20 protein-coding genes and 3 pseudogenes are annotated in these 20,666 nt (G+C 59.1%); 13 read left to right on the top strand and 10 right to left on the bottom strand.

The annotated features are described in order from the left end of the window. Positions 1-40: 40 nt before the first annotated feature. On the bottom strand, positions 41-877 hold the full coding sequence (cysQ, locus tag NDJ82_RS19485) for a 3'(2'),5'-bisphosphate nucleotidase CysQ (RefSeq protein ID WP_250926107.1): 837 nt from the start codon (positions 875-877) through the stop codon (positions 41-43). Beyond that, a complete protein-coding gene (gene nudE, locus NDJ82_RS19480) occupies positions 874-1,440 on the bottom strand; it encodes an ADP compounds hydrolase NudE (protein WP_099584421.1) in 567 nt (188 codons plus the stop codon). The genes cysQ and nudE overlap by 4 nt, the downstream gene beginning before the upstream one ends. Positions 1,441-1,527: 87 nt before the next feature. On the opposite strand from nudE, the gene yrfG reads away from it, so the two are divergent. After that, on the top strand, positions 1,528-2,190 hold the full coding sequence (yrfG, locus tag NDJ82_RS19475; RefSeq protein ID WP_099584420.1) for a GMP/IMP nucleotidase: 663 nt from the start codon (positions 1,528-1,530) through the stop codon (positions 2,188-2,190). A gap of 36 nt (positions 2,191-2,226) precedes the next feature. Here the strand turns inward: yrfG and lysM are convergent, their stop codons facing one another. After that, positions 2,227-2,667 (bottom strand): peptidoglycan-binding protein LysM, encoded by a 441-nt coding sequence (lysM, locus tag NDJ82_RS19470; RefSeq protein ID WP_099584419.1) that lies wholly within the window; start codon positions 2,665-2,667, stop codon positions 2,227-2,229. Between the two features lie 133 nt (positions 2,668-2,800). Here lysM and NDJ82_RS19465 point away from each other — a divergent pair, with 133 nt between their 5' ends. The 4 genes from NDJ82_RS19465 (at position 2,801) to NDJ82_RS19450 (ending at position 7,656) form a co-directional block, all read left to right on the top strand. Next, positions 2,801-3,688, top strand: coding sequence for a LysR family transcriptional regulator (locus NDJ82_RS19465; protein ID WP_191947041.1), 888 nt, complete (start codon positions 2,801-2,803; stop codon positions 3,686-3,688). A gap of 97 nt (positions 3,689-3,785) precedes the next feature. Further along, positions 3,786-4,625: a formate dehydrogenase accessory sulfurtransferase FdhD gene (fdhD, locus tag NDJ82_RS19460; protein ID WP_191960142.1), complete on the top strand. Its 840-nt coding sequence runs from the start codon at positions 3,786-3,788 to the stop codon at positions 4,623-4,625. Beyond that, entirely contained in the window at positions 4,622-6,970 is a 2,349-nt protein-coding gene (locus NDJ82_RS19455) for an FdhF/YdeP family oxidoreductase (protein WP_250926106.1), read from the top strand. Before fdhD ends, NDJ82_RS19455 begins: the two co-directional genes overlap by 4 nt. 206 nt (positions 6,971-7,176) lie before the next feature. Next, a complete protein-coding gene (locus NDJ82_RS19450; protein WP_099584415.1) occupies positions 7,177-7,656 on the top strand; it encodes a glycine zipper domain-containing protein in 480 nt (159 codons plus the stop codon). A gap of 143 nt (positions 7,657-7,799) precedes the next feature. On the opposite strand, the gene NDJ82_RS19445 is transcribed toward NDJ82_RS19450, so the two are convergent. From NDJ82_RS19445 to NDJ82_RS19435, 3 genes are all read right to left on the bottom strand, one after another. Next, entirely contained in the window at positions 7,800-8,237 is a 438-nt protein-coding gene (locus NDJ82_RS19445) for an acyl-CoA thioesterase (RefSeq protein ID WP_099584414.1), read from the bottom strand. Between the two features lie 23 nt (positions 8,238-8,260). Further along, on the bottom strand, positions 8,261-10,198 hold the full coding sequence (locus NDJ82_RS19440; RefSeq protein WP_250926105.1) for a RecQ family ATP-dependent DNA helicase: 1,938 nt from the start codon (positions 10,196-10,198) through the stop codon (positions 8,261-8,263). Between the two features lie 287 nt (positions 10,199-10,485). Beyond that, positions 10,486-11,661, bottom strand: a complete 1,176-nt coding sequence (locus NDJ82_RS19435) for a tetratricopeptide repeat protein (protein ID WP_250926104.1) — start codon at positions 11,659-11,661, stop codon at positions 10,486-10,488. A gap of 175 nt (positions 11,662-11,836) precedes the next feature. Between NDJ82_RS19435 and NDJ82_RS19430 the strand changes: the two are divergent. The 4 genes and pseudogenes from NDJ82_RS19430 to NDJ82_RS19415 form a co-directional block, all read left to right on the top strand. Continuing rightward, a pseudogene (locus tag NDJ82_RS19430) lies at positions 11,837-11,917 on the top strand (YhfG family protein); the annotation flags it as partial. Continuing rightward, positions 11,917-12,027 (top strand): annotated as a pseudogene (locus tag NDJ82_RS19425) (cell filamentation protein Fic); the annotation flags it as partial. The pseudogenes NDJ82_RS19430 and NDJ82_RS19425, both read left to right, overlap by 1 nt. 169 nt (positions 12,028-12,196) lie before the next feature. Further along, on the top strand, positions 12,197-12,667 hold the full coding sequence (locus tag NDJ82_RS19420; protein WP_250926103.1) for a hypothetical protein: 471 nt from the start codon (positions 12,197-12,199) through the stop codon (positions 12,665-12,667). Positions 12,668-12,944: 277 nt separating this feature from the next. Then, a complete protein-coding gene (locus tag NDJ82_RS19415; protein WP_027605145.1) occupies positions 12,945-13,301 on the top strand; it encodes a DUF1493 family protein in 357 nt (118 codons plus the stop codon). Positions 13,302-13,504: 203 nt separating this feature from the next. Here the strand turns inward: NDJ82_RS19415 and NDJ82_RS19410 are convergent, their stop codons facing one another. Both NDJ82_RS19410 and hslO read right to left on the bottom strand, forming a co-directional pair. Beyond that, positions 13,505-15,046: a phosphoenolpyruvate carboxykinase gene (locus tag NDJ82_RS19410; protein ID WP_122308424.1), complete on the bottom strand. Its 1,542-nt coding sequence runs from the start codon at positions 15,044-15,046 to the stop codon at positions 13,505-13,507. A gap of 179 nt (positions 15,047-15,225) precedes the next feature. Further along, the gene (gene hslO / locus NDJ82_RS19405) at positions 15,226-16,128 is read right to left on the bottom strand and encodes an Hsp33 family molecular chaperone HslO (RefSeq protein WP_099584407.1); all 903 of its coding nucleotides are present in this window, start codon (positions 16,126-16,128) and stop codon (positions 15,226-15,228) included. Between the two features lie 167 nt (positions 16,129-16,295). On the opposite strand from hslO, the pseudogene NDJ82_RS19400 reads away from it, so the two are divergent. Next, positions 16,296-16,433 (top strand): annotated as a pseudogene (locus NDJ82_RS19400) (phosphatase PAP2 family protein); the annotation flags it as partial. 70 nt (positions 16,434-16,503) lie between these two features. Here NDJ82_RS19400 and NDJ82_RS19395 read toward each other — a convergent pair. Next, positions 16,504-16,911, bottom strand: a complete 408-nt coding sequence (locus NDJ82_RS19395; protein WP_003236026.1) for an RNA-binding S4 domain-containing protein — start codon at positions 16,909-16,911, stop codon at positions 16,504-16,506. Between the two features lie 116 nt (positions 16,912-17,027). On the opposite strand from NDJ82_RS19395, the gene rimA reads away from it, so the two are divergent. The 3 genes from rimA to rimK are packed head-to-tail and all read left to right on the top strand — an operon-like array spanning position 17,028 to position 19,205. Continuing rightward, positions 17,028-17,807, top strand: coding sequence for a S6 modification regulatory phosphodiesterase RimA (gene rimA / locus NDJ82_RS19390; RefSeq protein WP_099584406.1), 780 nt, complete (start codon positions 17,028-17,030; stop codon positions 17,805-17,807). 13 nt (positions 17,808-17,820) lie between these two features. Then, on the top strand, positions 17,821-18,303 hold the full coding sequence (gene rimB, locus NDJ82_RS19385; protein ID WP_099584405.1) for a retropepsin-like aspartic endopeptidase RimB: 483 nt from the start codon (positions 17,821-17,823) through the stop codon (positions 18,301-18,303). Continuing rightward, the gene (gene rimK, locus NDJ82_RS19380) at positions 18,300-19,205 is read left to right on the top strand and encodes a 30S ribosomal protein S6--L-glutamate ligase (RefSeq protein WP_003171022.1); all 906 of its coding nucleotides are present in this window, start codon (positions 18,300-18,302) and stop codon (positions 19,203-19,205) included. Before rimB ends, rimK begins: the two co-directional genes overlap by 4 nt. 128 nt (positions 19,206-19,333) lie before the next feature. Here rimK and NDJ82_RS19375 read toward each other — a convergent pair whose 3' ends face one another. Continuing rightward, the gene (locus NDJ82_RS19375; RefSeq protein WP_099584404.1) at positions 19,334-20,647 is read right to left on the bottom strand and encodes an ATP-binding protein; all 1,314 of its coding nucleotides are present in this window, start codon (positions 20,645-20,647) and stop codon (positions 19,334-19,336) included. Positions 20,648-20,666 lie beyond the last annotated feature (19 nt).

Below are 20,666 nucleotides of genomic sequence, written 5' to 3'. Positions count from 1 at the left end.
GAGGGGTTTGCCCCCTCCCACATTTTGATCTGCGGTGGTTTTAAGATCTTGCCAAGGTCAGCAACTGCTCACGCCACGCGGCCTTCGCCGGCAGTGCCAGGAAAAACGGGTTCAGCAACGATTCTCGCGCCGGGTAGCTGAACGGCTCACCACTCAACTCCAGCACCTCGCCTCCCGCGCCTTCCAGCACGCCCTGAGCCGCCGCCGTATCCCACTGCGACGTTGGCGCCAGGCGCGGGTAGCAATCGGCACTGCCTTCGGCCAGCAGGCAGAACTTCAACGAGCTGCCGATATTCGCCAACTTCAACTCACCCACGCCAGCGCTCAACCCATCCAGCAAACGTTCCTGCTCGGGGCTGGTATGTCGACGGCTGGCAACCACAGTAAACGCCTCACCCATCGCTGGCGCTGCGCGCACCTGGATCTGTTTGGGTGCGTCGTTCACATCGGAGCGCCACGCGCCCAACCCCGCACCGCCAAAGTAGCAACGGCCACTGGTAGGCATCGACACCACACCGAACACCACGCGCCCGTGTTCAATCAGGGCGATATTGACGGTGAACTCTTCACTGCCAGCGATAAATTCCTTGGTGCCGTCCAGCGGATCCACCAGCCACCAACGCGTCCAGCCGGCGCGCACGCTCTGGTCGATATCGGCGTCCTCTTCGGACAGCACCGGGATACTTGGGTCCAGCGCGGTAAGGCCAGCGAGAATCAGATGGTGGGCGGCGAGATCTGCTGCCGTCACCGGCGAATCGTCGGCCTTGGAGGTCACCGCCACATCGGCGCGCCAGTACGGCAGGATGACTTCTCCCGCCTGGCGAGCCAGTTCGATCACGGGGGCGATAAACGAGTGGCCTAAAAACAGTTCGCTCATGCGCTAAACGCTCCACGCTGGATCAACAGGTCTCGTACCAGGTACAACGCCGCCAAGGCGCGACCTTCACTGAATTGCTCGTTTTGCGCCAACTGCGACAGCTCGCGCAGGTTGACCCGGTCCACGCGCATCGGCTCGGGCTCATCGCCTTCCAGGCGCTCTTCATAGAGATCGGTGGCCAGCACCACCTGGATTTTCTGGCTCATATAACCAGGCGACAGCGACAGCTCGGTAATGTGTTCCAACTGTCGCGCGCCGTAGCCGGCTTCTTCCTTGAGCTCACGGTCTGCCGCCGCCAGCACGTCTTCGCCCGGTTCGATCAGGCCCTTGGGCAAGGACAACTCATATTCGTCGGTACCGCCGCAGTACTCTTCCACCAGCAAGGCATGATCTTCGTCGATCATCGCCACGATCATCACCGCGCCGTAGCCGGCACCCCGCCCCACCAGGCGCTCGTAGGTCCGTTCAACGCCATTGGAAAAGCGCAATTGCACTTCCTCCACGCGGAACAAACGGCTACTGGCGACTATTTCGCGGGCGAGGACGGTGGGTTTCTGGCGCATAAGCGGCTCCTTGGCGTGATCGGGTTACTATACCGTGGCTTTTCCGATTGTCTGTGTCGGATATCTTTACTTACATGAGAACGCCCCATGCCCTCTTTGCCCTGGCACGCCATCGACACCGTCCTGCTGGACATGGACGGCACCTTGCTGGATCTGCATTACGACAACCACTTCTGGATGGAACACCTGCCCCAGCGTTACGCCGAGTTGCATGGGGTGAGCCGGGCCATGGCCGAGATGGAATTGCTGCCACTGTTCGAGCGTAACGCCGGACAGTTGCAATGGTATTGCCTGGATTTCTGGAGCGCGGAACTGAAGATCCCGGTGCGCGAGCTCAAGCTGGAAACCGCCCATTTGATCGCCTTGCGCGCGGATGCCGACACCTTTCTGGCCGCGATCAAACAGGCCGGCAAGCGTGTGATCCTGATCACCAACGCCCATCGTGATTCGCTGTCATTGAAGCTGGAACGCATTGAACTGGCGCCGTATTTCGAGCGATTGATCAGCTCCCACGACTACGGTTTTGCCAAGGAAAACCCGCAATTCTGGGATGCCCTGCACGCTGACATCCAGTTTGATCCTTCGCGCAGCCTGTTTATCGACGACACCTTGCCGATCCTGCGTAGCGCCAGGGATTTTGGTGTAGGGCATCTGCTGGCGGTAAAAGAGCCGGACAGTAAAAAAGGCCCCAAGGACACGGCGGAGTTTGCAGCAGTAGAGGACTACCGCGACCTCATTGCGGGACTCTGAACCCAATGTGGGAGGGGGCAAGCCCCTCCCACACTTTTACTCAGGGATACGCAGTGTCTGGCCTGGATAGATCTTGTCCGGGTGCGACAACAACGGCTTGTTGGCCTCGAAAATCTTGTTGTACTGATTGGCGTTGCCGTACACCGCCAGCGAGATCGCACTCAGGGTGTCGCCCTTTTTCACTACGACGAAACGGGCAGCGGCAACCGCCGGCCCGGAAACAGTGATCTGGTCATCAACACTGGCAACACCGGCGATGTTGCCCAGCGCCAGCAGGATTTTCTCTTTCTCTTCCTGGGTAGCGACCTCCCCCGTCACGGTCACCTTGTCGCCATCCACCGTGGCCTGCACATTCGGATTCCCCAGACCCACCTTCGACACGTGGTCTTTCAACTGCTCACTCGCGTTCGCGTTACCCGGCGTCAACAGGTCGACAAGCTTTTCGCCGGCTTCTTTGATAAAGCTGAAAATACTCATTAGTGCGCTCTCCTTGGTAGTTGTATTCCAGATGCCCAAGACTAGACCAGTCCTACAGATTTGGGTTCCAGCCCGGCCAAAGACCCAAACGCGCTAGAATCCCCCCGCCATTGGAATAAGCCCTGGAGCGAAGATGGACATCAAACAGCTGAAATTCCTCATCGCCCTCGACGAAACCCGTCACTTCGGCCAGGCAGCGGCACGTTGCCACATCACTCAGCCCACCCTGTCGATGCGCCTGCGCAGCCTCGAAGAAGAGTTGGACTTGCCGTTGGTCAATCGCGGCCAGCGTTTCGAAGGTTTCACCGCACCCGGCGAACGGGTGCTGGCGTGGGCCCGCACCGTGCTGGCGGCGTATGACGGTTTGCAGGCTGAAGCCGCTGCCTGTCGCGGCAACCTGGTGGGCACATTGCGTTTGGGCGTGGTGCCACTGTCGAGCTTTGATCCGTTGGCGTTGATGCAGCAACTGCATAAAGAGCACCCGAGCCTGCGCTTTGAGCTCTCGGCCCTGAGCTCCGAACAAATCCTTGAACAATTGGCGAGCAACCGCTTGGACCTGGGCGTCTCTTATCTGGAACGTTTGGATAATGAACGCTTTGACTCGCTGGCCCTGGGAGAAACCCGCATGGGCTTGCTCTACGACCAGCGGTTCTTCAGCTTTGGTGACAAGCCGTTGAGCTGGGAAGCACTGATCGAGTTGCCTTTGGGCATGCTCACCAGCGGTATGCACTTTCGCCAGTCCATCGACCACAACTTCCACAGCCGTGGGCTCAACCCCCAACCGCTGCTGCAGACCGATGCGGTCCATCAGTTGTTACAAGCGGTGCACGGCGGACTGTGCTGCGCGGTAATGCCGCTGGACGGCGGCCTGGATGCGCTCACCGAGCACTTGCGCCTGCAACCTATCGAGGATGCCCACACCCTCGCGCGTCTTGGGCTGATCATGCGCCGCAGTGCACCGCGCTCTGCGTTGGCCGAGGCGTGTTTCGCGCTGTTTCAGAAATCGCAAACCGAGTCTTGATCGACGCCATCTATCGGTAGATCAGTACTGGCAATTAGACGCGACGCTTTGTCGCGCCTAGTCTAAACACTGATCAATCCGCCGGTGGTACTGCCCCATGAACGCCAAGCGCCCAGTCTGCGCGGCGCCCGCCTCTGAAACGCCCGCGCCCGCCGCCAGCCAGAGCTATCAATACTGCAATCTCGAACACACCGAGGTCGCCAGCACTGCGTTGGCGGAAGAAGTGGCGTTGGCGATCGCCTATAACGACATCAGCCAGGCGGTGATGCTGGTCACGCCGACGGATCTGGAAGACTTTATCGTCGGTTTCAGCATCGGCAGCGGCATTATCGCTGACGTTAGCGACATTTATGATCTGAAACTCAGTGGCTCCGGCTCGACACAGTACGCCCAGGTGCAGATTTCCAGCCGCGCGTTCTGGAACCTCAAGCAGCAACGTCGTCAATTGGCGGGTACCAGCGGCTGTGGTTTATGCGGTGTAGAGGCGGTGGAACAAGCCTTGCCGGACCTTGAAGTCTTGCCCGGCGCACCGCTGCCCCCAGCGGAATGGCTTGATGGCCTGCGCCAGCGCATCAGCGCCTTCCAACCTTTGGGCCAATACAGCGGCGCGGTACATGCGGCGGTGTTCATGAACAGCCAGGGCGAATTGTTACTGGGCCGCGAAGACATCGGCCGCCATAACGCCCTCGATAAGTTGATCGGTGCACTGATCCGCCAAAAGATCCCGACCGACGGCGGACTGGCGATTGTCACCAGCCGTTGCAGCCTCGAATTGATCCAGAAAGTGTTGCGCGCAGGCATCCAGACCCTGGTCAGCCTGTCGTCGCCCACCGGCCTGGCCCTGCAATGGGCACGCCGGCATAACCTCAATCTCATCCACCTGCCGCAGAAAAGTGCGCCGCGGGTCTACAGCCCTGCGATGGAGAACCAGCCGTGAGCAATCATCATCAAGCCGACCAAACCCCAACCCCGCGCTATAAACCGTATAAAGGCGCGGCGGGTGGCTGGGGCGCGCTGATCAGCGTGGCGCAGGCCTGGCTGACCAGTGACAACGCACTGAAGAACCTGCGCATGATGCTCAAGACCAACCAGAACGGCGGTTTCGACTGCCCGGGCTGTGCCTGGGGCGACTCGCCGGAAAGCGGCATGGTCAAGTTCTGCGAAAACGGCGCCAAGGCGGTCAATTGGGAAGCCACTAAACGTCGTGTGGATGCGGCCTTCTTCGCCAAACACAGCGTCACTGCACTGCTGGAACAGAGCGATTACTGGCTTGAATACCAGGGCCGCCTGACCGAGCCGATGCGCTACGACGCCGAAAGCGACCGCTACACACCGGTCAGCTGGGAAGCGGCCTTCGACCTGATCGGCAAACATCTCAATGCACTGCCCAGCCCAGACATGGCCGAGTTCTACACCTCGGGCCGGGCCAGTAACGAAGCGGCATACCTGTATCAGTTGTTCGTGCGCGCCTACGGCACCAACAACTTCCCGGACTGCTCGAACATGTGCCACGAGGCCAGCGGCGTGGCCCTGGCGCAGAGCGTGGGCGTCGGCAAAGGCACCGTGACCTTTGATGATTTCGAACATGCCGACGCGATTTTCGTCTGGGGCCAGAACCCTGGTACCAACCACCCGCGCATGCTCGAACCGTTGCGTGAAGCGGTCAAACGCGGCGCCCAGGTGGTGTGTATCAACCCGCTGAAAGAGCGCGGCCTGGAACGCTTCCAGCACCCGCAACACCCGCTGGAAATGCTCACCAACGGTGACAAGCCGACCAACACCGCCTACTTCCGCCCCGCGTTGGGTGGCGACATGGCCATCCTGCGCGGCATGGCCAAGTTCCTGCTGCTGTGGGAGCGCCAGGCGCAAGCCGAAGGCATGGAAGCCGTGTTCGACCACGACTTCCTCAACGAGCACACCACCAACGTGCTTGATTACCTGGGCCAGATCGACGACACCTCCTGGGATGAAATCGTCGCGCAGTCCGGGCTGCCGTTGGTGGAGATCGAGCAAGCGGCGCGCATGTATGCCAAAGGCAAGAATGTGATCATGTGCTGGGCGATGGGCATCACCCAGCATCGCCACTCGGTGCCGACTATCCAGGAAATCGCCAACCTGATGCTGCTGCGCGGCAACATCGGCCGGCCAGGCGCCGGCCTGTGCCCGGTACGTGGCCACAGTAACGTGCAGGGCGACCGCACCATGGGCATCAACGAGCGCCCACCGGTGGCGTTCCTCGACTCGCTGGAGCGTCGCTTCAAGTTCCAGGTACCGCGCACCCATGGCCACAACGTGGTGGAAGCGATTCACGCCATGTTGGAAGGCCGCTCCAAAGTGTTTATCGGCCTGGGCGGCAACTTCGCCCAAGCCACCCCGGACAGCCCGCGCACCTTCGAAGCGCTGCGCAATTGCGACCTGACCGTGCAGATCAGCACCAAGCTCAACCGCAGCCACCTGATGCATGGCAAGGACGCGCTGATCCTGCCGTGCCTGGGCCGTACCGACATCGACATCCAGGCCGATGGCCCGCAAGCGGTCACGGTAGAAGACTCGTTCAGCATGGTTCACGGCTCCAACGGCCAACTGCAACCGCTGTCGAAGCTGATGAAATCCGAGCCGGCAATCCTCGCCGGCATTGCCGCCGCGACGCTGGGCAGCAAGCCGGTGGATTGGAACTGGCTGGTGGCCGACTACAGCCGCATCCGCGACCTGATTGCCGACACCATCCCGGGCTTCAAGGACTTCAACGAGAAAATCAAAAACCCAGGTGGCTTCTACTTGGGTAACTCTGCCGGCGCACGCCGCTGGAACACGCCGTCGGGCCGGGCCAACTTCCGCCCGAACATCCTGCCCAAAGACTTGATCCACGAACGCACCCACGCCACGGGCCGGGTACCAGACCTGATCATGCAATCGATGCGCTCCCACGATCAGTACAACACCACCATTTATGGCTTGGACGACCGTTATCGCGGCGTAAAAGGCCAGCGTGATGTGCTGTTCGTCAACGAGGCCGACATCATCCGCCTCGGCTTCAAGCCAGGGCAGAAGGCCGACATCGTGTCGCTGTGGGAAGATGGCCGTGAGCGTCGTGTGAAAGGCTTCACCTTGCTGGCATTTGATATTCCGGCAGGCCAGGCAGCCGCTTACTACCCGGAAGTGAACCCGCTGGTGCCTCTGGAAAGCACTGGGGATGGCAGCCATACGCCAACGTCAAAGTTCGTGGCGATCCGTTTAGAGGCCGCGAGTGACGATGGCCTGATAATGGCGCGTACGGCCTGACTGATCATTTCGGACACAAAAAAGGCCGCTTTTGCATAAAAGCGGCCGTTCCGAAGTAGCTAATGACCCGCAAAAATCACTTAAGTTCCCGATCTAAAACAGTAACTTAGCGAATTGTGTACAACTCGTGTTACTGGTCGGATTTCTATTGTCACCATGTCAATACAGCCTCAGGATCGCGCCGTCATCCTCTTGAGGTTTCCCGAATGAAGTTCTCCTCGATTCTCTTGTTGTCCCTTGGCCTGGTCAGTGGCGCAGCCATGGCCGGTGGCACCACCGAAGCCGGTGTAGGCGGCGCATTGGGCGGGGTTCTAGGTTCTGTCGTCGGCCAGCAATTGGGCGGCAATACCGGTTCGACCATCGGCGCGGCCCTGGGCGGCGCAGGTGGTAGTGCAGTCGGCGCCGACAAGCGCAGCCGTGGCGAAGCCGCTATTGGCGGCGCGCTGGGCGCAGCCGGCGGCAACGTCGTAGGCCGCAGTGTCGGCGGCAGCACCGGTGCACTGATCGGCTCTGCCGCCGGCGGTGGCGCGGGCGGTGCACTGGGCAACTACATGGGCAACAAGAGCGATGACGATGATCGTCGTGATCGTGGCCGCGACTACCGTCGCTATGACCGTGATGATCACCCAGGCCGCGGCCACGCCTACGGGCATCGCAAGAACAAGCATCACTACCGTCACCGGTAAGCTCGCGGTTTAACGAACACTGCGTACCCATGTGGGAGCGGGCTTGCTGGCGAAGGCGGTCTTTCAGCTAGAGATGTGCTGATTGACTCACCGCTTTCGCGAGCAAGCCCGCTCCCACATTTGCTTCAGTGCAGCTTGAAAAATCAGGGTTGGATGACCAACCGCTGCAACGCTTCGCGCAACAGCCCCGCAATGGTCACCGGCTGGTTCGACCCCCGGTCCACAAACACATGTACAAAACGCCCCGCCGCGCAGGCTTCTTCTTCGCCTGCCTTGAACACCGCCAACTCATACTGCACTGAGCTATTGCCCAACTTGCTCACACGCAGGCCGATGTCGATACGCTCGGGGAAGGCGATCGACGCAAAGTAATCGCACGCCGAACTCACCACAAACCCCACCACGTCGCCGCCATGAATATCCAACCCACCCTGCTCGATCAGGTAGGTGTTCACCGCCGTATCGAAAAAGCTGTAGTAGGTGACGTTATTCACGTGGCCATACACGTCATTGTCGTGCCAACGCGTGATGATCGGTTGGAAGTGAGGGTAATCGGCACGCTGTGGCACTGAATCAGGCATGGGCACCTCGGGTGAATGTGGGTTTACAGGTCATTCAAATGGACTTCGGTCCAGCTGCGGACGTCGGCATAGGGGTAGTCCTCCAGCGCTGCAAAACCGGGAATGCCCCGCGCCTTCAGCTTGGTAAACAGCGGCACGCTGATGCCACCGAGAAAGCGCGTCAGCCGCTCCGCACCCGGCAGCTCGCCCGTGTGCTCATGATGCCTGTGGATAAAATCACCGCACAGCCCCATGAAATTTTTATCCACAAGCGGCGGTAGACCTGGCGGTGACGGCAAGTGCGCCACATGGCCGTGGCAGACCGAGCAATGTCCGCAACGTTGAGGGGCTTTTTCATCACCAAAATACTGGGCCAGGCGCTGACCCAGGCACTGCTCGGTGGCGAACAGATCAAGCATCGCGTGAATCCGCGCCACTTCCGTCACCTCGTGCTGCTTGAAGCCTGTGTATAACTCGGCGCTCAGCACCTGTGGATCAAAGTCGGTGTTCAGCAGGCTGTAGACCTCCGTCATCTGCTTGCTTTCCAGCTCGATCAGGCCCTGTTCCTGGAAGTAATCCAGCGCCTTCACCACGCGATTGCGCTCGGCATTGTGCTGTTGATACAGCGCATCGAAATCCACCGTCGCCCATGTTTTCGCACGCTTGCACACCTGGATAATCGCCGCGACAAACTGCTGCCGCTCACCAGAAAACCGCGCCAGCAACGCTTCAGGTTCGATCAGGTACTTGAACCGGTACTCGGCATAAAACGCGTAGCGCGGTGCGATCACGCCCTTGAGTTCCAACTGCACCAGCAGCGTCTTGAGTGGCAGCTCGCGGATATTGCTGTGGTCCGACAGCGACCTCAGCAAGAACTCCCACTGCCCTTCACTGCGCGCCGCCTGCAAGTCCTCCAGCACCCGGCGGATACCCTCCTGCTCAGGCGTGTCACCGTACACAAAGTTTTCCAGCACATTCAGGCTGTCACGGTTGGCCAACACCAGACAGTCCGAGGGCTGCCCATCACGCCCGGCACGGCCGATTTCCTGGCTGTAGTTCTCGATGGATTTGGGCAGGTCGAAGTGCACCACATTGCGGATGTCACTCTTGTCGATGCCCATGCCGAACGCGATGGTGGCAACGATGCAATTGGAACGCCCGCCCATGAAGCGCTGCTGGATGCCCTCACGTTTATCGTGGGGCAAACCGGCGTGATACGCCTCGGCCTGGATGCCATTGCGATTCAGATGCTCGGCGATCTGTTCAGCGGTTTTCTGCAGGGTGACGTAGACGATGCTCGGCTGGTTCGCGCGCTCGTTCATCCACTGCACAAGGCGACGGCGCTTATCCGCACCGCTGACCGGTTCGACCAACAGGTTCAGGTTCGGCCTGTAGAACCCCGTGGTCACCACATCACCCGGCGCAATGGCGAACTTCGCCTGCATATCGGCAATCACCTTGGGCGTGGCTGTAGCCGTCAGCAGCAGAGCTTGTGGGATCTTGAACTGGCGCTGGTAGTCCGGCAGCTTCAGGTAGTCCGGACGGAAGTTATGGCCCCACTCGGAAATGCAGTGCGCCTCGTCCACCACCAGCAGCGAGATCTGCACACTTTGCAGAAAGTTGCGAAAACGCTCGTTCTTCAAGCGCTCTACGGAAATCATCAGGATTTTCAGTTCACCGGAACGGGCGCGGGCCATGACGTCATTGGCGTCTTCGCGGCTCTGGGCCGAATCGATGCTGCCTGCCGAAATGCCATGGCGCTGTAAAAAGCCCAACTGGTCCTGCATCAACGCCAACAGCGGCGAGACCACCAGCGTCAGGTGCGGCAACAACACCGCCGACAGCTGATAACACAGGGATTTACCCGACCCAGTAGGGAAAATTGCGGCCGCCGAACGACCGGCCAGAACGGCACTGACCGTTTCTTCCTGGCCCAAACGAAACTGGGGGTAACCAAAGACCTGCTGGAGGGTGTCGTGCATAGGCTGTCACTCCATTGACCGCTGAAGGTGGCTTAAAAACGTAGCCCAGTAAGCTCAGCGAATCGAGAAAGGTCGCATGGAAAAGAGAGACAGGATGATACACAGGGTGCAGCAATGGCCTTGGGCCAAATTCGACAAGTTCGACTGTGGCTGTAGGAACACCACAAACCAAATGTGGGAGGGGGCTTGCGCCCGATTGCAGCGGGTCAGCGACAAATAAGCTGGCTGACCCACCGCTATCGGGGGCAAGCCCCCTCCCACATTTTCAGAACTGCGCTACAGCTGAATCAGCGATTGCGCACTCGCTCAATCGCCGTGTCATACACCGGATTGGCCTTTTGCTCCTTGGCCAACTGGTAGTGACGCAACGCATCCGGGAACTGGCCCGCCGCTTCGTAGATCCGCGCAATGTTGTAGTAGGCGCCGGCACGTACCGTCGCAGCATTTGCACCGGTTGCCAGGGCGATAGCCTTGCGGTTGGCCCAGATCGACTCGGCCGTGTTACCGGCTTTCTGATAGGCCAGGCCGAGGTTGCCGTAGGCCTTGCCGAAGCCATTGTCCAACTCGATGGCCTGACGGAACAGGTCGATGGCCTGGTCGAGATTACCCGCTTGGTAGGCGGCTTCGCCTTGCAGGTTCAGACGCTTCGCATCAGTTTGTACGGAAGAGCTGACAGTAACCGCGGTCACTGCAACGCTGTCATTGAGCAGCGGTTTGACCTCATTGAGTACATTCGCCGCATTCACGGTGACGCCGCTGAAGGTGTTGATGTCCTGGAAGTCGCCGCTGCCGGTCATGCGGAATACGGTCCACAAGTTGCCGCTGCGGTTTTTAGGCACGTAATAAGTACGCACCAACGACTGGCCCATGTACACAAACACTTTGGCTTCGCTGCTGGACAGCTGGCGCGAACCCGGATTACTACCGTTGCTGTAGTCATGCACGGCGTAGACATAGCTTTCGCCGTAGTGTTTTTTCTGCAGGGTGATGGTTTCCGGGCCGTAGCTGTCGGTGTCATCCACGTCCAGCTCGGCGTCGGTGCCTTTCTGGTTATCAAAGTAGATGTTGTTGCCGGGGAAGATCATGTGGGAATCGAGATCTGCCGGTGTCTGGCCCCAGGTCAACACGACGCGCAGGCCGTCGAGGTTGTCCATCACCGGGCTGATGGCGTAGGTCATGCCCTTGCACGGGCACTTCACCACCAGGTTGGAATAGCCGGGCTTCTTGATGATCAGCAGGTTGCTGGCATCGTCGGCGGCTTCGCTGGTCAGGGTGACTTGGCCCTGGCCGTTGGTGCGTCCCACCACATTCTGCGCGCCGTTACGTTGCAGCAGCACTTCGGCGTCGGCGATTTTCTGGTCCTTGACCACGGCGCTGAGTACTTCAATCGGCAACTGCTCGGCCTGGACAGCAAAAGCCAACGCACACAATGACATCGCCGAAGCGACACGAAGCAAACCCATGCTTAACTCCCTTTAAGTAGCGGGCAGAATTGCCCTACAAGATTTTGCGGTGAAACATACGCTGAATTCAGCCGACTGGCGGAGTTTTTATACAAAATGTGACGTGGTTTTTATCCCGCCTACCCGCCGAAGCATTGCGCTAGGATCAAGCATTGCTACCCAGGAGTACGCTGCGATGAGCGAACCGACGTTTGAGCAAAAGCAGGATCATTACCACAAAATCCGCCGTTCCAATTACCTGGCCAGCCTGCGCCTGGCGATACGCTGTTCTGCACTCCGGAACGCATCCCGCCTGAAGCCGCGAAGATCATCCGGCAGATGGCAGAGGCAAACTGGTTTGTCGGCGCAAGCCAGACCGAACTGGTTTGCCTATGAAAGCACTGCCAAGCCACAAACACCGGAAACAGGTGTAGGAAACCTCCAAACACAGCGACATCCCCTTCCCAAACTGCTCCAAACACCCGCTTAGCCCTCTACAGAAGTTACCCGCAGCTGAATGAAAATAGCGCGGTCTCAACTTTCTTGGCAGAAACCCATGAACATCGAAAGGACTCAATACATAGGCCACTATGGCGCCACCTTCACACTTATTCGCTTCACTGTCGCGCCTGACAATAGGCATGTTTTAGCCAATCTATGCCTGCGTGAAGCAAAAACGGCAGCGCGGCAAGTGCGCGATCAGATAAGCAGGTTGTACGAAAGAATGCTGGCCAGAGAGTTGCCATGCGAAATGGCGGTCGCGATTTCACATCCTTTGAGACGGAATCAGGCAGATCGGTTAAACGACCAAAACGTGCTCATCAAACAAATAATCTCCGGAGCGATTAAAGCACCGGGGATTGCCATTTCAAACGTAACCGCGGGCTTCGTGGGCGATGCGATTTCCGGCAAGCTTCGCAGATATCACGCAGGAGACATCATCATCGGTCTGGATGCCAGTGTGAGAGGAGGCATAGGGCCTCAGCGGTCAACACTCTCAACGCATGTCTACTCGGACGAGTCTTAGTAACATGGCCCTTTACCTTCAATCCGCTTCTTTTTTCGTTATCTATTTGGTGCTGCACTACCAAATCACAGACCCAATGCTCAGAAAGCGCTTCGCAGTCACATGTCTCATAACGGGCATTCTTTTGACGTTCCTACTACCCTACGTAGCGGTGATCCTCAGAATGCCATTCCTACCTGCATTCGTATTCTTGATAGGCTTAGCGCTCTTCTTCACTCGAAACAAATACCGCCGCCAACGCAACCAGCCCCCTCACCCACTCCTGCGTGCCCCCATCATGAACCTCGCCCCCAACTTCCCCGAAGACCCCGTCATGCAACAACTCTTGCAACTGCTGCACGAGGAAATCGGCCTGCCGAAACACAAGACCATCCGCCTGCAAACCTCACTCAACTTCGACCTGGGCTGTGACGGCAGTGAAGCCAAGCAACTGATGGAAGCGCTGGAGCAGGAGTTCGCCCTCGACCTGGGCGACTACGACACTTATCGTTACTTCAACCCGCCGGTCTTTGATGTATTCCTCAAGCGCCGGGGCAAGGGACATGGCGACAAGGTCCCGCTGACCATCGGCATGCTCTACCTGGCCATCAAGACCCACAGCTGGGACACGCAGACCCTGGAAAACCTCAGCTGAGCGAACATCGGCCTCAGCCACACCGCAGATCCAATGTGGGAGGGGGCTTGCCCCCTCCCACTTTGGATATGCGCTAACCAGGCAAGCCGCGCTCAGCGTCTGGCTCCTGGGGCCGATCACCATGCTGTGGCTATATCGCCGACTGACCTTTCGCGCACAAAAAAGCCGCCCACAAGAGGCGGCTTTTTCACAACAAACGAGTCTTACAACTTAGGACCCGCAGCCTTGATCGCATCGCTCACTTCAAACTTCTTGAAGTTCTCAACGAACAGGCCGGCCAGCGCCTTCGCCGCTTCGTCGTAAGCGGCTTTGTCAGCCCAGGTGTTGCGTGGGTTCAACAGGCCAGTTTCAACGCCCGGTACGGCCAATGGCACGTCGAGGTTGATGGTGTCGAGGTGTTCGGTTTGCGCACCGATCAACGCGCCGCTCTGGATCGCTGCGATGACGCCGCGAGTGGTCGGAATGTTGAAGCGCTTGCCAACGCCATAGCCGCCGCCGGTCCAGCCGGTGTTGACCAGGTAGACCTTGGAGCCGAAGCCGCGGATGCGCTTGATCAGCAGCTCTGCGTATTCACCGGCCGGGCGTGGGAAGAACGGCGCGCCGAAGCAGGTGGAGAAGGTCGACTTGATGCCGCTGCCCGAACCCATTTCAGTCGAACCCACCAGTGCGGTGTAGCCGGACAGAAAGTGATAGGCCGCTTGTTCTTCGCTGAGGATCGACACCGGTGGCAGCACGCCGGTCAGGTCGCAGGTCAGGAAGATCACTGCGTTTGGCTCGCCGCCCAGGTTCTTCTCGGAACGCTTGGCAACATGCTCCAGCGGATACGCGGCGCGGCTGTTCTGGGTCAGGCTCACGTCGGCGTAGTCGGCGTGCTTGGCGTCGTCGATCACGACGTTTTCCAATACTGCACCGTGCTTGATGGCTTTCCAGATGACCGGCTCGTTCTTCTCGGACAGGTCGATGCACTTGGCATAGCAACCGCCTTCGATGTTGAACACCACACCTTCGCCCCAACCGTGTTCGTCGTCACCGATCAGGTAACGGCTTTCGTCGGCCGACAGGGTGGTTTTACCGGTGCCGGACAGGCCGAAGAACAGGGTGACGTCGCCCGCTTCGCCAATGTTGGCGGCGCAGTGCATCGGCAGTACGTCGGAAGCCGGCAGCAGGAAGTTCTGCACCGAGAACATGGCTTTCTTCATTTCACCGGCGTAACGCATGCCGGCGATCAGCACTTTTTTCTGTGCGAAGTTGAGGATCACGCAGCCGTCGGAGTTGGTGCCGTCACGCTCTGGCACGCACTCGAAGTTGGCCACGTTGAGCACTTGCCATTCGTCACGGCCGGCCGGGTTGTACTGGGCCGGGTTGATGAACAGGCAACGACCGAACAGGTTCTGCCAGGCAGTCTGGGTGGTCATCTTCACGGCCAGGTAGTGGTCTTCGGCAGCCCCTACGTGAACGTGGGAAACGAAGTGCTCCTGCGCGTTGTTGAAAGCCTCGACGCGAGCCCACAGGGCATCGAACTTGTCGGCCGGGAACTTGCGGTTGATCGGGCCCCAGGCGATAGCGTCCTGGGTGGAAGGCTCTTCAACGATGAAACGGTCAACCGGCGAACGACCGGTGCGGTGACCGGTTTCTACGACCAGTGCGCCAGTATCGGCAAGCACGCCTTCACCGCGCTGCAGGGCTTCTTTGACCAGATCGTCAACACTCAGATCGGTGTATACGGCGTTATTGGCTTGCGTCATGAGGTTCCCCGTCGGCCTATGGCCGAGTGCTCCAAACGTTTTGTAGTAGAAAGTTGCGCACTACTACCGCGAAAAAAGTGGGCCGGATTATGCCAGAAAAGCCCAAAAAGAGTAGGGCCCTCCCGTCAGAACAGCGCTATCTCGGCATTTCTCAGGTGATTTACCTGTGATTAAACGTTTTAGTGGCGGGTGTCGGATGGGGTGTCGATGCCTGCGCCGGCAAATAATTGGGCGACATCGGCAGCATCAAACAGATAGCGCTGGTTGCAGAACTGGCAGTCAATCTCAATATTGCCGCCGTGTTCTACCACCAGGTTTTGCGCATCTTCCAGGCCGAGGCTGACCAAGGCGTTACCTGAACGCTCGCGGGAGCAACTGCAATGGAAGCGCAGGTTTTGCGCATCAAACAGGCGCACAGGGTCTTCGTGGTACAGGCGGTGCAGGATGGTTTCGTTGTCCAGGCCCAGCAGTTCTTCGGCTTTCAGGGTGTCGGCCAGGGCGATGGTGTGCCGCCAGCTTTCAGCGCGATCATCGTCGTCCTTGATGCGGTCAGCCGGCAGTTGTTGCAGCAGCATGCCACGGGCGCGCTTGCCGTCGGCATTGAGCCAGAACTTGGTGCCGACTTGCTGGGACATCACGAAATAGTTGGTGAAGCATTCCGAGAGGGTTTTGCCGTCGAGGTCGACGATGCCCTGGTAGCGCTGGCCCACAGTCGGGTCGATGGTGAGCGCCAAAACGCCGTTCGGCATCAGGTCAGCCAAGGTCGCGTCCGCAGCGATCTGGTCGGCCTCGTAACGGGCCAGGCCACGGATGTCACGCTCGCTGGAGCACTCGATCATCAGCAGCGGGATCGGGCCTTCGGAGCGGGCTTGCAGGATCAGCAAACCGTCGAACTTCATGGTGCCCACCAGCAACGCCGCAGCGGCCATCAGCTCTCCGAGCAGTTGCGCGACTGGCTCCGGATAGGCGTGCTTGGCGAGGACTTCGGCATAGCTCAGTTCCAACGAAACCATCTCGCCGCGGGCGTCGCTCTCGTCGAAGATGAAACGTTGGGTGAAGTCGGTATCCGGTAGATCAGTCATAGGTCTGGGTATCTGAAGTGATGACGAATTGATTACAAGGTTTATAACGTTAAACGCTTTAGCACCGTTTTGGTGCGGCCTTCTCCTGGAAACAGAGAGCTTGAATAGAGCGAAGAGGGACAGTTTATGAACAATCCGGGTTTGTTCCAAGCCAAGTGGAAGCTCCGGCGACGGGCTGGGGTTATTACACGCCGTTTGCGGCGGTGGTGTCGGGAATGCTGAGGCGGGCAACGACGCCGGTGTTTGGGCTGATGGCCAAATGGCCATTGATCGGGCGCTTGAGTGTCCTGCGCGCACCCCATTAGCACCACAGGCTACATGTGGGAGCGCGCTACCTCCCACACGGGATCTGCTTTTGACTGGTAATTGACGCAGTTAGTCGTCATTGCCACTGCCGCGAAACTTGAACAGATCGCGACGCTGCTTCTTGCTCGGCTTGCCATCGGTGGTCAGGCCTGAAGCCCCTGCCTTACGCATCGCCGCAGCATTTTCGCGCTTGGCGATACTGGCTTCAGTCTCGGCGTAAAGAGCCTGAGCCTCAGGCGCACCACGGCGCACGATGGAAAGTGCCTGGACCACGATGGTTTTTTCATCAAAACCGGTACGAATCTGGAACTCATCGCCGACACGCGGTTCCTTGCCCGGCTTGCAGCGCTCGCCGCGATGGTGCACCTTGCCGCTCTCGATGGCGGCCTTGGCCAGGGCACGGGTTTTATAGAAACGCGCCGCCCACAGCCACTTGTCCAGACGGACCTTTTCTTCCTCTTCCTGCTTTTGAGCCACTTGAATTCCTCGCTCTGAAAAATGTCGCAACTCTACCGTTGAAACCCTTCGACGCATAAACCCCAAGGCTCACCTAAGATACGCCAGATAGCATTCTGTTTTCGCGAGGATACGCCGTGACCGACTTTCCCACTTCACTCACCTCGCCTGACCAGCGTTGCGTAGGCTGCCAGCAAAACGAACCTTTGGGTTTCGATTTTGCTTTCGCCTACCAGCCAATCGTAGACCTTCGGGACCATTCGATTTTTGCCCACGAAGCCTTGGTGCGCGGTCCACAAGGCGAAGGGGCGTTGTCGGTGCTGGACCAAGTCAACGAAAGCAACCGCTACCGCTTCGACCAGCGCTGCCGCACCCAGGCGATTGCCGGTGCTGCCGCCCTGGGGATGCAAACCCACCTATCCATCAACTTCATGCCCAACGCCGTGTACCGTCCGGAGTTGTGCATCCGCAGCACCCTGGAGGCGGCTCGCGCGCACAATTTCCCGCTGAACAAACTGATTTTCGAGACGCTCGAAAGCGAGCATGTAGATAACTATCGCCATTTGACGAATATTCTGCGTGAATACCGCGAGTTCGGCTTCAAGACCGCCATCGACGACTTCGGCGCGGGCTATTCGGGGCTGAATCTGCTGGCTGATTTCCAACCTGACTTTATCAAACTCGACATGGCGCTAATCCGCGACGTCGACCAGGATCGTGTCCGTCAGGTGATCGTCAAGGGGATTGTCACAATCTGTGAGCAGTTGAGCGTTACTGTCATCGCCGAAGGCATCGAAAGTGCCGGCGAACGCGACTTTCTGTCTGACTGTGGAATATTTCTGATGCAAGGCTATTGGTTCGCCAAGCCTGCATTCAAAGCAATGGCCGAGGTTTCACCGAAAGCCTGGGCGAATTGATCGGTTACTCATTTTGAAGACATTTGACCATTTGACCGTTGTGGGTCTGCGTGAGTGGGTGGCACTTCCCGACTTGGGAGTGGCAGGCCTGCGCGCGAAGATCGACACCGGTGCCAGCACCTCAAGCCTGCATGCCACCGATATCGAGCCCTTTGAGCGTGACGGTGAGCAGTGGGTGCGCTTTACCGCGCACCTGGGCACTGTTGTGCAACTGCGCCACCGCCGCTGTGAAGCGCCCCTGGTGACGATGAAAACCATCAAGAGCTCCAACGGTCACGCGCAGGTGCGCTATGTGATCAGCACCACCCTGGCGTTGGGTGATCGGGTATGGAGGGTGGAATTCACCCTGGCCTGCCGCAAGGCCATGCGTTACCGCTTGCTGCTGGGATCCAAGGCGCTGATTGACGGCCAATTGGTCGTCAACCCAGGCATCAAGTACGTTCAAGACAAGCCGGTGTTCCCGGTCTCTACTATTTCTGCCCCAGGTGCTGCATGAAGATTGCTGTGCTGTCGCGAAACCCGCGTCTGTATTCCACCCGCCGCCTGGTCGAGGCCGGCACCGAACGTGGCCACGAAATGGTGGTGATCGACACGTTGCGTGCCTACATGAACATCGCCAGCCACAAGCCGCAGATCCATTACCGCGGCAAACCGCTGGAAGGCTTTGATGCCGTCATCCCGCGTATCGGTGCTTCGGTGACGTTCTATGGCTGCGCGGTGTTGCGCCAGTTCGAGATGATGGGGGTGTTCCCCTTGAACGAATCCGTGGCCATTGCGCGCTCGCGCGACAAACTGCGTTCGCTGCAACTACTGTCCCGCCGAGGCATCGGCCTGCCGGTCACCGGATTTGCCCACTCCCCCGATGACATCCCGGACCTGATCGAGATGGTCAACGGCGCGCCGTTGGTGATCAAGGTACTGGAAGGCACCCAGGGCATCGGCGTGGTGTTGTGTGAAACCGCAACGGCAGCCGAATCGGTGATCGAGGCGTTCATGGGCCTCAAGCAGAACATCATGGTTCAGGAATACATCAAGGAAGCCGGTGGTGCGGATATCCGCTGCTTCGTGGTGGGCGACAAGGTCATTGCGGCGATGAAGCGCCAGGCCAAGCCTGGAGAGTTTCGCTCCAACCTGCACCGTGGCGGCAGTGCCAGCCTGATCAAGATCACCCCAGAAGAGCGCATGACCGCGTTGCGGGCGGCCAAGGTGATGGGCTTGGCCGTGGCGGGTGTGGATATCCTGCGGTCAAACCATGGGCCGCTGGTGATGGAGGTGAATTCGTCGCCGGGGCTGGAAGGGATCGAGACCACTACCGGCAAGGATGTGGCGGGAATCATCATTCAGCACCTGGAGAAAAATGGTGGGCCGAATATGACCAGGACTAAGGGCAAGGGCTAGGGCTAGGGGCTTGAAGCCGTAAGGGTAAAAAAACTGTGGCGAGGAAGCTCGCTCCCCCGCCACAGGCACAGTGTTAGCGGACTGGCATTAGGGCAAGCACCCTCCCACATTTTGATCTGCGTTGTTTGCTAAACCGCGTCTCTGGGTAGCATCAAACCAAGCGGCAAACGCACCCGCGCCTCAAGGCCGCCGCCTTCGCGGTTACGCAACTCAACATTGCCGCCATGCATCGAGGCAATCCGCCGCACTATCGCCAGCCCCAACCCAGTGCCCTTGCCTCCACGGGCGCGGTCCCCACGGGTAAACGGGTTGAAAATACCTTCCAGCTCCGCCGGATCGATCCCTGTTCCGCGGTCCATCACACTCAGCACCACATAGGGCGCGGCACTGTCGCCCGATACGTACGCAGCCACTTCCACGTCCGAACCCGCGTGATGCAAGGCGTTGCCGATCAAGTTGTTCAGCAGACGCTTCATCGACACACGTCGCAACGCAAACGGCTGGATCGGCTCAAGGCGCATGCGCACCTGTTCGCCGTTCTGGTTGTAGGGTGCGACCACTTCGCGCACCAGATCCGTCAAATCGACTTCCTCAACCACCTCGTCGCGGCCATCGCGGATAAACGCAAGGAACTGGTCGAGAATCGCATCCATGTCCTCGATGTCACGGACCATGTCGTCGGTCAGGTCGGTATGGTTGCCCATCAATTCCAGGGACAATCGCAATCGCGTCAGCGGCGTGCGCAGGTCGTGAGACACGCCGGCCAGCATCAACTCACGTTCGCGCCCGGCCTGTTCGACATCCTCCGCCATCTGGTTGAACGCGCCGTACACTTCGGTCATTTCACTGGGCGTATCACTTACCGGCAGACGGACGCTACGACCCTGGCCCAATTGCCGGGCGGCAAACACCAGCCGTTTAAGGGGCTGGTTGAGCTGGCGAACGAAAATCCACGCGGATGCCGTTGAAAGCAGCCCGATCGCCAGGAACCAGCCCAGCACGTTCCAGATCTTCTGCCCCCGCAACGGATGGGGGTATAGCGGCACTTTCAGCCAGTCCTCACCCAGGCTCGGCGCACGCACCCACAATGCCGGAGACACATGCATACGCAGACGGACCTCGGTGTCTTCACCCAGTTCGGCCTGCATTTGGCGCTGGTAAATCTCGCTATAGGGCCAATGCTGCTCGCCCTCGGGCACACCCGCGCCCGCCACGCGCACCAGGGTGGCGGCCTTGGCGATCTTCTCGCGGTTCTCGGGATCAGCGGCCCAGTAGGCGCGTAGCGTCAGAGCGACACCGTGGCTGTACTGTCGATCCACCAGCACGTCTTCGTTCATCAACAGATAAACCAGCGTAAGTGCCTTGGAAAACAGAACGACGATCAGCACCAGCCAAAGGGTGCGGGAAAAGAAACTTTGTGGGAACCACAGCGGGGTTTTCATAGATGACAGCTGGACACCT

Source organism: Pseudomonas sp. SR18 (genome assembly GCF_023701505.1).
GTDB classification, from domain to species: Bacteria; Pseudomonadota; Gammaproteobacteria; order Pseudomonadales; family Pseudomonadaceae; genus Aquipseudomonas; species Aquipseudomonas cyclaminis.
Note: the sequence above shows the minus strand (reverse complement) of the source record. Positions and strands in the feature narration are given on the sequence as shown.

Bases quoted from the DNA above. Each gene is read 5' to 3' on its own strand.
- cysQ (WP_250926107.1), bottom strand. From the start codon at position 877: ATGAGCGAACTGTTTTTAGGCCACTCGTTTATCGCCCCCGTGATCGAA.
- nudE (WP_099584421.1), bottom strand. From the start codon at position 1,440: ATGCGCCAGAAACCCACCGTCCTCGCCCGCGAAATAGTCGCCAGTAGC.
- yrfG (WP_099584420.1), top strand. From the start codon at position 1,528: ATGCCCTCTTTGCCCTGGCACGCCATCGACACCGTCCTGCTGGACATG.
- lysM (WP_099584419.1), bottom strand. From the start codon at position 2,667: ATGAGTATTTTCAGCTTTATCAAAGAAGCCGGCGAAAAGCTTGTCGAC.
- NDJ82_RS19465 (WP_191947041.1), top strand. From the start codon at position 2,801: ATGGACATCAAACAGCTGAAATTCCTCATCGCCCTCGACGAAACCCGT.
- fdhD (WP_191960142.1), top strand. From the start codon at position 3,786: ATGAACGCCAAGCGCCCAGTCTGCGCGGCGCCCGCCTCTGAAACGCCC.
- NDJ82_RS19450 (WP_099584415.1), top strand. From the start codon at position 7,177: ATGAAGTTCTCCTCGATTCTCTTGTTGTCCCTTGGCCTGGTCAGTGGC.
- NDJ82_RS19445 (WP_099584414.1), bottom strand. From the start codon at position 8,237: ATGCCTGATTCAGTGCCACAGCGTGCCGATTACCCTCACTTCCAACCG.
- NDJ82_RS19440 (WP_250926105.1), bottom strand. From the start codon at position 10,198: ATGCACGACACCCTCCAGCAGGTCTTTGGTTACCCCCAGTTTCGTTTG.
- NDJ82_RS19435 (WP_250926104.1), bottom strand. From the start codon at position 11,661: ATGGGTTTGCTTCGTGTCGCTTCGGCGATGTCATTGTGTGCGTTGGCT.
- NDJ82_RS19420 (WP_250926103.1), top strand. From the start codon at position 12,197: ATGAACATCGAAAGGACTCAATACATAGGCCACTATGGCGCCACCTTC.
- NDJ82_RS19415 (WP_027605145.1), top strand. From the start codon at position 12,945: ATGAACCTCGCCCCCAACTTCCCCGAAGACCCCGTCATGCAACAACTC.
- NDJ82_RS19410 (WP_122308424.1), bottom strand. From the start codon at position 15,046: ATGACGCAAGCCAATAACGCCGTATACACCGATCTGAGTGTTGACGAT.
- hslO (WP_099584407.1), bottom strand. From the start codon at position 16,128: ATGACTGATCTACCGGATACCGACTTCACCCAACGTTTCATCTTCGAC.
- rimK (WP_003171022.1), top strand. From the start codon at position 18,300: ATGAAGATTGCTGTGCTGTCGCGAAACCCGCGTCTGTATTCCACCCGC.
- NDJ82_RS19375 (WP_099584404.1), bottom strand. From the start codon at position 20,647: ATGAAAACCCCGCTGTGGTTCCCACAAAGTTTCTTTTCCCGCACCCTT.